General features: G+C 73.2%; 13 protein-coding genes. 6 read left to right on the plus strand and 7 right to left on the minus strand.

All coding sequences use genetic code 11. The annotated features are described in order from the left end of the window. Both JHD21_RS15565 and JHD21_RS15570 read left to right on the plus strand, forming a co-directional pair. Positions 1–395, plus strand: a 395-nt coding sequence (locus JHD21_RS15565) for a sugar phosphate isomerase/epimerase (protein WP_292677053.1), incomplete at its 5' end; no start/stop codon positions are given. 57 nt (positions 396–452) lie between these two features. Next, positions 453–1,412: a sugar phosphate isomerase/epimerase gene (locus JHD21_RS15570; protein ID WP_292677054.1), complete on the plus strand. Its 960-nt coding sequence runs from the start codon at positions 453–455 to the stop codon at positions 1,410–1,412. A gap of 35 nt (positions 1,413–1,447) precedes the next feature. On the opposite strand, the gene JHD21_RS15575 is transcribed toward JHD21_RS15570, so the two are convergent. Next, entirely contained in the window at positions 1,448–1,960 is a 513-nt protein-coding gene (locus JHD21_RS15575; RefSeq protein WP_292677056.1) for a cupin domain-containing protein, read from the minus strand. Positions 1,961–1,989: 29 nt separating this feature from the next. Here JHD21_RS15575 and JHD21_RS15580 point away from each other — a divergent pair, with 29 nt between their 5' ends. Next, complete coding sequence (locus JHD21_RS15580; protein ID WP_292677058.1) at positions 1,990–2,439, plus strand: MarR family transcriptional regulator; 450 nt, start codon at positions 1,990–1,992, stop codon at positions 2,437–2,439. Here the strand turns inward: JHD21_RS15580 and JHD21_RS15585 are convergent. From JHD21_RS15585 to JHD21_RS15600, 4 genes are read right to left on the minus strand one after another with little or no spacing between them, the layout of a single operon-like run. Further along, positions 2,436–3,620, minus strand: coding sequence for an ABC transporter permease (locus JHD21_RS15585; RefSeq protein WP_292677060.1), 1,185 nt, complete (start codon positions 3,618–3,620; stop codon positions 2,436–2,438). The two genes, JHD21_RS15580 and JHD21_RS15585, sit on opposite strands and share 4 nt — an antisense overlap. Next, complete coding sequence (locus tag JHD21_RS15590) at positions 3,617–4,309, minus strand: ABC transporter ATP-binding protein (RefSeq protein WP_292677062.1); 693 nt, start codon at positions 4,307–4,309, stop codon at positions 3,617–3,619. Before JHD21_RS15590 ends, JHD21_RS15585 begins: the two co-directional genes overlap by 4 nt. Next, complete coding sequence (locus JHD21_RS15595; protein ID WP_292677064.1) at positions 4,306–5,379, minus strand: peptidoglycan-binding protein; 1,074 nt, start codon at positions 5,377–5,379, stop codon at positions 4,306–4,308. The genes JHD21_RS15590 and JHD21_RS15595 overlap by 4 nt, the downstream gene beginning before the upstream one ends. 1 nt (position 5,380) lies before the next feature. Next, positions 5,381–5,977 (minus strand): hypothetical protein, encoded by a 597-nt coding sequence (locus JHD21_RS15600; protein ID WP_292677067.1) that lies wholly within the window; start codon positions 5,975–5,977, stop codon positions 5,381–5,383. A gap of 104 nt (positions 5,978–6,081) precedes the next feature. Here JHD21_RS15600 and JHD21_RS15605 point away from each other — a divergent pair, with 104 nt between their 5' ends. The 3 genes from JHD21_RS15605 to JHD21_RS15615 all read left to right on the plus strand — a co-directional run bounded on the left by JHD21_RS15605 (position 6,082) and on the right by JHD21_RS15615 (position 9,986). Then, positions 6,082–6,756 (plus strand): response regulator transcription factor, encoded by a 675-nt coding sequence (locus JHD21_RS15605; protein ID WP_292677069.1) that lies wholly within the window; start codon positions 6,082–6,084, stop codon positions 6,754–6,756. Continuing rightward, the gene (locus tag JHD21_RS15610) at positions 6,753–7,967 is read left to right on the plus strand and encodes an ATP-binding protein (protein ID WP_292677071.1); all 1,215 of its coding nucleotides are present in this window, start codon (positions 6,753–6,755) and stop codon (positions 7,965–7,967) included. The genes JHD21_RS15605 and JHD21_RS15610 overlap by 4 nt, the downstream gene beginning before the upstream one ends. A gap of 114 nt (positions 7,968–8,081) precedes the next feature. Next, a complete protein-coding gene (locus JHD21_RS15615; protein WP_292677077.1) occupies positions 8,082–9,986 on the plus strand; it encodes an ATP-dependent DNA helicase in 1,905 nt (634 codons plus the stop codon). Here the strand turns inward: JHD21_RS15615 and JHD21_RS15620 are convergent. Both JHD21_RS15620 and JHD21_RS15625 read right to left on the minus strand, forming a co-directional pair. Further along, positions 9,983–11,296, minus strand: a complete 1,314-nt coding sequence (locus JHD21_RS15620; RefSeq protein WP_292677073.1) for an alkaline phosphatase family protein — start codon at positions 11,294–11,296, stop codon at positions 9,983–9,985. The genes JHD21_RS15615 and JHD21_RS15620 overlap by 4 nt on opposite strands. Further along, positions 11,293–12,190: alkaline phosphatase D family protein (locus JHD21_RS15625; protein WP_292677075.1), on the minus strand; the 898-nt coding region annotated here is incomplete at its 5' end. The genes JHD21_RS15625 and JHD21_RS15620, both read right to left, overlap by 4 nt.

The following is a 12,190-nucleotide window of genomic DNA, read 5'->3' on the forward strand; positions in this document are numbered from 1 at the left end:
TCGGCCTCAACTGGGACCCGAGCCACTTCGTCTGGCAGGACCTCGACCCGGTCGGCTTCCTGTGGGACTTCAAGGACCGCATCTACCACGTCGACTGCAAGGACACGAAGAAGCAGATGACCAACGGCCGCAACGGGCGGCTCGGGTCGCACCTGCCGTGGGCCGACCCCCGGCGCGGCTGGGACTTCGTCTCCACCGGCCACGGCGACGTGCCGTGGGAGCAGTGCTTCCGGATGCTCAACGCGATCGGCTACGACGGCCCGATCTCGGTCGAGTGGGAGGACGCCGGCATGGACCGGCTCGTCGGTGCGCCCGAGGCCCTCGAGTTCGTGCGGCGGCTGGCGTTCGACGCCCCGGAGGCGGCGTTCGACGCGGCGTTCGCGACCAAGGAGTAGAACGTCCCGGACCACCCGGTCCGGGAGCACGTGCACGTCTCGGGAAGGAAGTTCGTCATGTGTTTCGGCTATGACGGCGAGGGCGCGCTGCGCCGCTCGCTGGAGGAGAAGGGCGCCAGCCGCCGGTCCCTGCTGCGCGGGGCCGCGGTCGGCGCCGCGGGGGTCGCGGGGGTCGCCGCGGTCGGGGCCGCCGCCCCGGCGCAGGCGCGTGGACGCGGCGGTCACGGCCACGGGAACGGCGGGCGGAAGGTGCCGCACGACCGGATCAGCATCCAGCTCTACACGCTGCGCTCGGCGATGAGCACGCCCGCGGGAGTGGACCTCGTGCTGGCCCGGCTGGCGCATTACGGCTACGCGAAGGTCGAGCTCGCCGGCTACTACGGGCGTACCGCCCGGCAGATCCGGGACCTGCTCGACGACCTCGGAATCCGGGCGTCGTCCAGCCACGACGGCATCAGCCCCGACGCCGGATCGCTACGGACCAAGCTCGAGAACGCGGTCACCCTCGGCCAGCGGTACGTCGTGGTGCCGTTCCTCAGCTCGCCCTCGCTGTCCCAGTGGCAGACGTGGGCCGACCAGATGAACGCCGAGGCCGCGGTCGCCAAGCGCTACGGCCTGCGCTACGGCTACCACAACCACGCCCACGAGTTCACGATCGACCTCGGCGTCACTCCCTGGGAGGTGCTGACCTCCCGGCTCGACCCGCGGCTGGTCCACCTCGAGGTCGACCTGTACTGGGCCTACACCGGCGGGGTCGACACCGGCGCCGCGGACCCGGACCGGTTCGCCATCGACGTGATCCGGGAGGCGCCCCAGGCGGTCCGGCAGTTCCACGTCAAGGACCGCGACGGCGCCACGGGCGACATGGCCGACCTCGGCACCGGTGTCGTCGACTTCCCGCGGATCTTCCGGACCCACAGGGTGGAGGAGTACATCGTTGAGAACGACAACCCCGACGTCACCCCGCTGACCTCAGCCGCCGTGGGCCACCTCTACCTCGAGCACCTGGAGTACTGACGCACGGTCGGTGACGCCCGGTCCTGCGCAGCAGGTCAACGCTGCGCCGGGCCGGTCCCACCGGCGCCCGCGGGCACCGGCCCGAGCAGCTCGATGCCGTGCTCCTCGGCGATCGCCAGCACCGCCTCCATCGAGGGCTCTCCCCGGGCGGCGAGGGAGGCCGCGGCCCGGGTGAAGCCCTCCATAGCCCGGCCCGGGGAGTGGACGACGAACGCGACGGCGTCCGCGTCCGACTCGTTGCGGATGGTGTGGGGGGTCCCGCCGGCCAGCGGCATCACCTGGCCGGCCCGGACCGGCACCCGGTCCACGGTCTCGTGCCGACCGCCGACGTAGAACGCGAACTCGCCCTCGAGCACCAGGTAGACCTCGCTGGGGGCATGGCGGTGCATGACCGGCGGTCCGCCGCCCGGGGGCATCCGGACCAGCACCGCGTAGATGTCGCCGTTCGTGTGGGCGCAGGAGGTCAGGACGACGATCTCGTCGGTTCCCATGGTGAGCGTCTCGGCCGCGTCGAGGTCGACCCGGAGATCGACAGGTAACATGTCCATATGAGCATGATGGACAGGCAGCCTGTCTGATGTCAAGGGAGCTACCCCGGGTGGAGGGCAGGTCGCGGCCCCTCAACACGGTCGTGCTGCTGCGCGAGGCCTACATCGGCCTCAACCACCGGATGATCGAGCGGCTCGCCGAGCGAGGCCACGAGGTGGTGCGTCCGGCCCACGGTGCGGTGTTCCAGTACGTCGACGACACCGGGACGCCGGTCGCGAGGCTGGCCGAGCGTGCCCAGATGACCAAGCAGGCGATGGCGGAGCTGGTCGCTCACCTGGAGCGGCACGGCTACGTCACCCGCACCCCGGACCCGGCGGACCGGCGGGCCAAGCTGGTGATCCCCACCAGCAAGGGCCGTGAGGTCTTCGAGATCGCCCGGGAGCTGGTGCCGGAGATCGAGCAGGAGATCGACCGGCTCCTCGGGGCGCGGCGGGCCGCGGCGCTGCGCGCCGACCTGGAGACCCTGCGCGCGCACTAGATCGACCGGAGCGCCTCCGTCGGCGGCACCGACGCGGCCCGGAGCGCGGGGTAGAGCCCGACCACGCTGCCCACGACCAGCGAGCAGGCCAGGCCGGCCAGCACCGGCTCCCACGGGAACACGACGCCCCAGCCCTGGTTGACGGCGAAGGCGGTGGTCAGCGCCACCCCCAGCACGCCGCCGACCAGCCCGCCGAGCAGCGACAGGAGCACCGACTCGGTCAGGAACTGGGAGCCGATGCCGGCCCGGGTCGCGCCGAGCGCGCGGCGTACGCCGATCTCGCGGCGCCGCTCGAGCACGGAGATCACCATCACGTTGGCGATCCCCACCGCGCCGACGAGCAGGGCCACCGCGCCCAGGCCGAGGGTCAGCGTCGTCAGGGACTCGTCGGCCGCCGCCTGCGCCTCGAGGGCGTCAGACGGCCGCGACACGGACACCTCGGACGGCGCGGACGGGTTGGCCGTGCGCCCCAGCAGGTCCCGGGTCGCGGTCACCTGGTCGCCGTCGACCCGGGTGTACACGGTGGTGGGCGGCAGGTCGTCGCCGTACAGCTCGGTGGCGACGGCGGGGCCGATCAGCGCGGTCTCGTCGAGCTCGGGGGCCAGCACCACCGGCTCGAGGACCCCGACCACGGCGAACCACTGGTCGCCGAGCCAGACCCGGACCCCTTCGTCCAGGGACCCGACGGCCAGCCGGCGGGCCGCGGTGGAGCCGAGCACGACCGCCGGGTAGTGCTCGGTCGCCGCGTCGAGCCACCGGCCCTCCCGCAGCTCGGCGGAGACCGCGGCCGCCAGGCCCGGCCCGGCCGCGGCGACGCCGATGCCGCTGGTCTGCTCGTCGGGGACCCGGTCGGTCTTGCGGACCGCGGCGTCGACGGCGTACGTCGCGGCGGCCGCCTCGACGGTCGGCACCCGGTCGATCATCTCGACCGAGCTGTCGGGCAACGTCGCGTCCTCGCCCATCATGTCCTGCCCGGGCGAGACGACGAGGAGGTTGGTGCCGAGGGCGTCCAGCTGGTCGTTGAGGTCGGCCCGCGACGACTCCGACAGGCCGAGCACGCCGACCATGGCCGTGATCCCGATCGCCACGCCGAGCGCCGACAGCCCCGCCCGTCCCTTGCGCGAGGTCAGCCCGAGCGCGCCGAGCCGCAGCCGGTCGGCGGGTCCGGGACCGCCCCTCATACCGCGACCCCCCGCCGCTGGTCGGACTCGACCCGGCCGTCGCGCATCGCGACCACCCGCGGCATCCGGGCGGCGACCGACTCGTCGTGGGTGATCACCACGATCGTCGCGCCCTCGGCGTGCAGCACGTCGAAGAGCTCCAGCACGGCCCGCCCCGACGCGGTGTCCAGGTTGCCGGTCGGCTCGTCGGCCAGCAGCACGCCCGGCCGGTGCACGAGGGCCCGCGCGACGGCGACCCGCTGGCACTCGCCGCCCGACAGCTCGCCGGGCGTGTGGTCCAGTCGGTGCCCCAGACCCACGCGACGCAGCGCGTCGGCCGCCCGGCGCCGCCGCTCGGGGCGCCGGACACCCTGGTAGAGCAGCCCGTCGCTGACGTTCTCCAGCGCGGAGCGCCGCTCCAGGAGGAAGAACTGCTGGAAGACGAACCCCAGGTGGGCGCCGCGCATCCGGGAGAGCCGGGCGTCGGAGTACGACGTCAGGTCGTCCCCGTCCAGGAGCACCCGGCCGCTGGTCGGCCGGTCCAGGGCGCCCATGATGTTGAGCAGCGTCGACTTGCCGGAGCCCGACGGTCCGACCACCGCGACGTAGTCGCCCTGCTCGATCGTGAGGTCGACACCGTGCAGCACGGTGAGCGCCGCGGTCCCGGTCCCGTAGGTCCGGGTCACGCCCTGCAGCTCCAGCCGGGTCATGGCGTCACCACGACCTCGTCGCCCTCGGCGAGACCGGCGGCCTCGACCTCCACGAGGGTGTCGGAGAACGACCCGGTGGTGACCGCGACGTAGGACCGGCTGCCGTCGGCGCCGACCTTCTCGACGCCGTACCCGCCGTCGACCAGCGCCACCAGGGCCGTCACCGGCACGGCCAGCACGTCCTCGGCGACGGTGTGCGCGAAGCCCACCTGCACCGACGTCCCGTCCAGCTGCCGGTCGACGGCCTTGCGGTCCGCCTCGGTCCCGGCGACCGCGATGGTCACGGTGAGCGACTCCTCGGTCGTCTCGTCACCCTCCACGTGCTCGACCTCGCGGATCCGGCCCGTGACGGACGTGCCGTCGGGGAACTCCAGGTCCACGGCCTCGTTCACCGGCGCCAGCCGCTGCTGGGTCGGGTCGACGGAGACCGTGACCGTCCGCTCGGTCGCGCTCACCTGGAGCACGACCGTCCCCGGCTGCACCGCGGTGCCCTCCGCGACCGGCACCGAGGCCACCCGGACGTCGCCGTCGGTGAAGACGACCCGGCCGAGCGGCAGCTCCCCGTCCTCCTCGAGACCGTGGTCCTCCTGCCAGCGCTCGACCGCGATGGTGGTCACCCAGGTCCAGTCGTTGTCGACCTCCATGTCGAGGTCGTCGGCGTAGCCCAGGTCGGAGAGCGCCTCCTCCAGCTGCCGCACGTCCGTGCCGTTGGTGACGTCCGGACCGAGGTCGCGCCAGGCCGGCACCGTGCCGTCGAGCCGCAGCACCGGGTCGGAGTCGAGCCGGTAGAGCCGCTCGCCCTCGGCCACGACGTGGCCGACCGGCGGCGTCCAGGTGACCGTTCCGGTCAGCAGCGTGCCGACGTCCAGGGGGTCGCCGTACTCCAGCTGGCCGCTCTCGGTGAGCGTCTCGGTCAGGTCGGTGCGCTGCACCGTGGCGGTGCTCGGAGCGGTCATCGGGTCCTCGTCGTCCGACCCGACCCCGTCGGCACCGGGCACCGTGCACCCGGCCAGTCCTCCGGTGATGACTCCCGCGGCCACGACGGCCAGCCGGGACCACAGGCGCCGCATCTCAGCCCTCCTGCTCGTCGAGGGAGCCGCCCTCGGCGTCCTCGGGCGGCTCGATCCCCGCCTCCGCCTCGCACGCCTTGCGGTCCTCCTCGAACCCGGGGTCCTCGGGGCCGGGCCCGCCGTCTGCGCCCTTCTCGATCCTCTGGGTGACCCGGCCGCCGTCGAACTCCGGGTCGGGGAAGTCGTAGCCCCGGTCGCGCATGCAGGCCGCCATGTCGAGGAACGACTGCTTCTCCTCCTCGGTGAGCTCGCGGCCGCCGTCCTCCGGCATCGCCATGTCCATCCACTTCTGGCAGGCCTCGTGGGCGGCGTCCACCTGCTCCTCGGGGATCCCCTCGCCGTTGATGTGGATCCCCCCGCCGGGCTCCGGGTCCGGCATGTCGACGCCGTGCTCGCGCATGCACTGCGCGAACTTCAGCATCGCGTCCTCGGGGTCGAGGTCCGCCTCGTCGTCGGGCGCCTCGTCGGAGGAGGAGGCCCCGGCGGCGTCGGGCAGCGCGGCGCCGCCGTCCCCGTCGGAGTCGTTGCCGCAGGCGGCAGAGAGCCCCAGGAACAGGGCGAGGGTGAGGGTGACGAGCAGTCGTCGGATCGTGGTCATGGGCCCACTGCACCCCAAGGCGCGCTCGCTCAGCGTTGGCGAACTCAGCAGGTTCTCCGGATTTCCTTATCCGGGCTGAACCTCTCGCGTGCGAGCGTGCCTGCATGCGGGTGCTGGTCGTCGAGGACGAGGAGATCATGGGCGACGCGCTCGTCCGTGGGCTGCGTCGCTCCGGGTACGCCGTGGACCTCGTCACCGATGGCGCGGCGGCCCTGGACCAGGCGACCGTGAACCACTACGACGTCGTGCTCCTCGACCGTGACCTCCCGGTCGTCCATGGCGACGACGTCTGCCGGACGCTGGTGCGTGAGCGGCTCCCGGCCCGGATCCTGATGCTGACGGCGGCCGGCACGGTGGCGGAGAAGGTGGACGGGTTCGCGCTCGGCGCGGACGACTACCTGCCCAAGCCGTTCGCGTTCGCCGAGCTGCTGGCGCGGGTCGACGCGCTGGCCCGGCGCACCACACCCGGCGTACCTCCGCTGCTCCGGGTGGGTGACGTCGAGATCGACACCGCCCGGCGGTGGGTGACCCGGGCCGGCCGGCCGGTGCGGCTCACGCTGAAGGAGTACGGCGTGCTCGCGGAGCTCGCCCGGGCCGGCGGGGCCGTCGTCTCCGCCGAGGACCTGCTGGAACGGGTGTGGGACGAGCACGCGGACGCGTTCTCCAACGCGGTGCGGGTGACCATGGTCGGGCTCCGACGCAAGCTCGGGGAGCCCCAGGTGATCGAGACGTTGCGTGGGGCGGGCTACCGGCTGAGGACCGAGAGGCCCTCGACGTGAGGCGCGGCCTGAGCGTCCGCTGGAGGCTGACACTGGTCTACTCGCTCATCTCGGTCCTGTCGGCCGCCGCGTTGCTCGGGGTGGTCTACACGCTGGTCAGCCACCCGCCGAAGACGATGTTCGTGATGGGGGAGACCCGTCTTCCCGACGGCGGGGTCCCGGCTGACGCCCCACGTGCGGAGCTCGCCTCACCCGACCTCCGAGCCCGCGCCGACGGGGAGGAAGGTCTGTACCGGGTGCTGGTCAACGCCCGCACGGACGCCGTCGACGACACCCTCGACCGGTTGCTGTGGTGGTCGGGGGCCGGTCTCCTGCTCACCGCGGCCGTGTCGGTCGGCGTGGGCTGGCTGTTCGCCGGACGGGTGCTGGCCCCCGTGCACACCATCACCAGCCGGGCCCGGGCGATCTCCGCGGACTCCCTCGACGAGCGGGTGTCGCTCGGCGGCCCGCACGACGAGCTGCGCGAGCTCGCCGACACCTTCGACTCCCTGCTCGACCGGATCCACGAGGCGTTCGCCGGTGAGCGCCGGCTGGTCGCGACGATGTCGCACGAGCTGCGGACCCCGCTGGCCAACCAGCAGGTGGCGCTCGACGTCGCCCTGTCCGACCCGGACGCGGGTGCTACCGAGCTCCGGGAGGCCGCGGAGGTGGCCCTGGACCAGAACCGCCGGGCGGCCCGGACCATCGACGCGCTGCTCACGCTGGCCCGGGTGCAGTCCGGTGCCCAGCCGGCGCAGCACGCGCCCGTGGAGCTGGACCTGGTGGTGTCGGAGGTGGCGGCCGCGGCTCGGACCGACGACCTCGCCTGGCACGTCGAGCTCGTGCCGGTGACCGTTCTCGGGGACGCGCAGCTGCTCGAGCGCGCGGTCACCAACCTCGTGCAGAACGCCGTCGAGCACAACGTGCCCGGCGGACGTGTCGACGTACGGCTGACCGCGGACCGGGCCGCGGCCCGGCTCGTGGTGGAGAGCTCCGGCCCGCTGATCAGCCCCGAGGTGGCCGCCGGTCTCACCCTGCCGTTCCGCCGCGGCGTCACCGACCGGACGTCGTCGGACCGCGGAGTCGGGCTCGGCCTGTCCATCGTGCAGGCCGTCGCCGACCACCACGGGGGACGGCTGACGTTGACTCCTCTCGAGTCGGGCGGCCTGTCGGTGGAGCTCGAGCTCCCCGTCGGTGGAGAGAGCGCCGGGACGGTCGGTCGCGGCAACTAGGGTTTGCGGGTGACCGCGCCGCCCACCGAGACCCCCGTCGCCACGCCGGTGGCCGGCGTGCTCGCCGCCGCGGTCGAGGCGCTGGGTGGGGAGCGCCGCGACGGCCAGGTGCGGATGGCGGAGGCCGTTGGCGAGTCGCTGGCCGGCGGCGACCACCTGCTCGTCCAGGCCGGCACCGGCACCGGCAAGTCCCTGGCCTACCTGGTCCCGAGCCTGCTCCACGACAGCCGGGTGGTCGTCGCCACCGCCACCCTCGCGCTCCAGCACCAGCTCGTGGAGCGCGACCTCCCCCGCCTCGTGGAGGCGGTCGGCGACCTGCCCGGCGTCGACGCGTCGTACGCCGTGCTCAAGGGCCGCTCCAACTACGCCTGCCTGCACCGGATCCGCGAGGGGGTGCCCGACGACCAGGGGGTCCTGATCGAGGCGCCGGTCGGCTCGATGGCGACCAAGGTCCTCGAGCTGCGCGCCTGGGCCGAGGAGGAGGTCGAGAGCAAGGGGAGCGGTGAGCGGGACAAGGCCCCGCGGCACACCGACCGCGAGTGGCGCCAGGTGTCGGTCAGCCACCGCGAGTGCCTGGGCGCGGCCAAGTGCCCGTTCGGGGCCGAGTGCTTCGCCGAGCTGGCGCGGGAGGAGGCACAGCGCTCGCACCTCATCGTCACCAACCACTCGCTGCTCGCGATCGACGCGATCGAGGGCGTGCCGATGATCCCGGACTACGACGCGGTGGTGATCGACGAGGCCCACGAGCTCACGTCGCGGATCACCCAGGCGGCCACCGACGAGCTGCTGCCGGCCGACGTCGACCGGGCCGCGAAGCGGTCGCAGCGCCATGTCGAGGGAGACCAGGCGATGGACCTGGGCGACGCGGGCGACGCGCTGCGGGTCGCGATGGGGGAGATGGACCCCGGCCGGATCGACCAGCCGCCCGAGGCGCTGCGCGACGCGCTGGTGCTGGTGCGCGACGCGGCCCGGTCCTGCCTCTCGGCCTACCCCAAGTCCGACTCGTCCGCGGAGGCCGACGCCGGGATGACCCAGGCCAAGGGCTCGGTGCAGGAGCTGTTCGCGACCGCCGACCGGATGGCAAGGTTCAGCGAGGCCGACGTGCTGTGGCTGGCCGAGGGGGCCAGTGGTGGGCAGAGCCGGATCCCGCCGCGGCTGTGCGTCGCGCCGCTCCAGGTGTGGGGCCCGATGCGCGACAAGCTGCTCACCGACAAGGTCGTGGTGTTCACCAGCGCGACGCTGCGGCTGGGCGGCGACTTCAGCACCGTGGCCACGAGCTTCGGGCTCAAGGCGACCGAGCTGGTGCTCGACGGGCCGCCCGTCGCACGCACCGACGACGTCCTGCCCTGGCGCGGCCTCGACGTCGGGAGCCCCTTCGACTACGGCCGGCAGGCGATCCTCTACGTCGCCAAGCACCTGCCTCCGCCGGGTCGCGACGGGCTCGGCAAGGCCCAGCTCGACGAGATCGTCGAGCTGGTCGACGCCGCCGGCGGCCGCACCCTGGGGCTCTTCTCCAGCCGGCGCGCGGCCGAGACCGCGGCCGAGGAGGTCCGGGTGCGGCTGCCGCACCTGACCACGCTGGCGCAGGGAGACGCGCAGCTGCCCGAGCTGGCCAAGCAGTTCGTCGAGGACCCCTACACCTGCCTGTTCGGCACCCTGTCGCTGTGGCAGGGGCTCGACGTGCCCGGCGACACCTGCCAGCTGGTGCTGATCGACAGGATCCCGTTCCCCCGGCCCGACGACCCGCTGATGAGCGCCCGGCAGCGGGCCGCCGACAATGCGGGCGGCAACGGCTTCATGCAGGTCGCCGCGACCCACGCCGCGCTACTGCTGGCCCAGGGGTCGGGCCGGCTGATCCGGACGACGGAGGACAAGGGTGTCGTCGCGGTCCTCGACCCGCGCCTGGTGACCGCGCGCTACGGGCGGTTCCTCAGCGCCAGCCTGCCGCCGATGTGGACGACCACCGACCCCGACGTCGTCCGGAAGGCCCTCACGCGACTCGCCGCCGGGAGCGCCTAGCGCAACCGGTCGTGGCCGTCGTACCCGCCCTTGGGTCCCCGCTTCAGGCCGAAGTACGCCGCCACGGTGGGCGCGACGTCGACGGTGCGGGCGTGCCGGGGTGAGGCCTTGCCACGGGGGACGACCTTGGAGCCGCCGCCGATGAAGAACGGGATGTTCCGGGTCGCGGGGTGCCCGTGGTTGCCGGGGATCGGGTTGGCGGTGACCGGGTCGGGGTCGCTGAACCGCCAGCCGGCCCGGCAGAAGACCACGACGTCACCGGCCTCAGGTCCCACCCGCAGCCACGGGTTGGTCTGCTCGTGGGTGGCGAGCACCCCCGGCACGGTCGTGGCGACCGCGCGCATCCGGGCCACGGCGGAGGCCTTCTCCGACTCCGGTCCCGTCCAGTAGAGGAGGTCGGCACCGCCGTTGTCGGCGATCTGCACCTTGCCGGCCAACAGCGGGTCGGCCTCCAGCGCCGCCGACAGCGAGACCACGTTCTGCGGGAGCGACCAGTCCATCGAGTGGTCGGCCAGGACGATCACGATCGACCGCTCCCACCGACCCGAGGACTTCAGTGCGTCGACGAACTGGCCGACCTGGGCGTCGGTGGCCGCGAGCGCCGCGCGGCGCAGGGCCTTGAGCCCGAGCGGGCCGGTGAGGTCGGTGTGGCCGACCCGGTCGATGTCGCCGAGGTTGACGAACATCAGGTGCGGGTCGACCTCCTCCAGCATCGCCAGTGCCGCCCGCATGGTGAACGCGTCGGGAGCGTGCCCCGACACCGGGACGATCGGCTGCGGCTCCCAGCGCGCGGTGGCGCGCTCGCCGAAGACGCCGTAGAGGTACTCCTTGCTGAGCACCGTGCCGGTCCGGTAGCCCGCCTTGTTGAGCCGCTCGATCACCGTGCGGACCTTGATGTCGCTCGGCCGGTCCATGTCGCGCACCTCGCCGAGCGTCCGGTCGTAGATCGCGTTGGCCGGCACCCCGGACCGGTCCGGACGCACGCCGGTCATCATCATCACGTGGTTGGGGATGGTCTCCATCACCGGCATCGACGAGGCCCGCGGGTACCGCAGGCCGCCGTCGCGCAGCGCCATCAGGTTGGGGGTCAGGCCCTCGTCGATCTCGTCGGGACGGCAGCCGTCGACGACCAGGACGTAGGCGCGTCGCCTACGCCGCTTGGGCCCGGGGCGCGGCTTGCTCCCGGCGTATGCCGGCGCGGCGGTCGACAGGAGCACGCCGGCGCCACCGGCGGCCAGCACCGTCCGGCGTCCGGCGGTGATGGCCGCGAGCCCCTCGGCGAACGGGGTCTGCTCGCTCGGCGCGTTCATCGGCCCACCGGTCCCTCGACCTCGTGCAGCCGGCCGGTGCCGGCCTTGGTCGCCATCGACCGGGTCCACGTCACGGGCGTGTTCGGGTCGGCGCGGTCGCCGATGACGAACCAGTCCATCTGGGCGCGCTGGCTGGTGATGTCGAGGACCGAGAACCCGTGGTCGTCGAAGTTGAGGTACTTGATGTGCCGGTTGTTGGCGAGGATGGCCGCCTCCACCGCGAGGCTGGTCGTCCGCGGCGGCGTGCCGGTGATGTCCTTGAGGTTGTTGGACGTCACCGACGAGCACACGAACTCGACGCCCGCCGAGTCACCGAGCGGGTAGGTCGCCGGGTCGTAGGGAAGCTCGCACGCCCACGCGGAGTGGATGTCGCCGGTCACGAACAGGGCGTCGGCGACCTGGTGGTTGCGGATGAGCTTGAACACCTCACGCCGGTCGGCGGTGTAGCCGTCCCACTGGTCGACGTTGTAAGGCAGGCCGTCGTCCGGGAGCAGCCCGGTGACGTCGTTGATCGGCCCGAGCAGGTCGTCGGGGACGGCCGCGAAGGTCACCGGCGCGATCATCACCGGGTTGCCGACCACCTTCCACTGCGGGCCGATCCGGTCGAGGGAGTCCTTCAGCCACTGCAGCTGCTCCTTGCCGGTGATCGTCCGCGACGGGTCGCTGACCTCGGCCTCGAGCGCGGGCACGGGCGTCGGCGCCAGGGTCTGCACCTGCTCGCTGCGGTAGGTGCGCAGGTCGAGCATGCTGATCTCGGCCAGCCTCCCGAACCGCAGCCGGCGGTAGAGCCGGGCACCGTCGCGCAGCCGCGCCGTGCCGTCCATCCGGACCGGCATCCACTCGTCGTACGCGCGGTGGGCGCGGGCCCGGCGCGCGGCGTAGTCGCCCTCGGTG

This window comes from Nocardioides sp., assembly GCF_016462705.1.
Lineage (GTDB): Bacteria > Actinomycetota > Actinomycetes > Propionibacteriales > Nocardioidaceae > Nocardioides.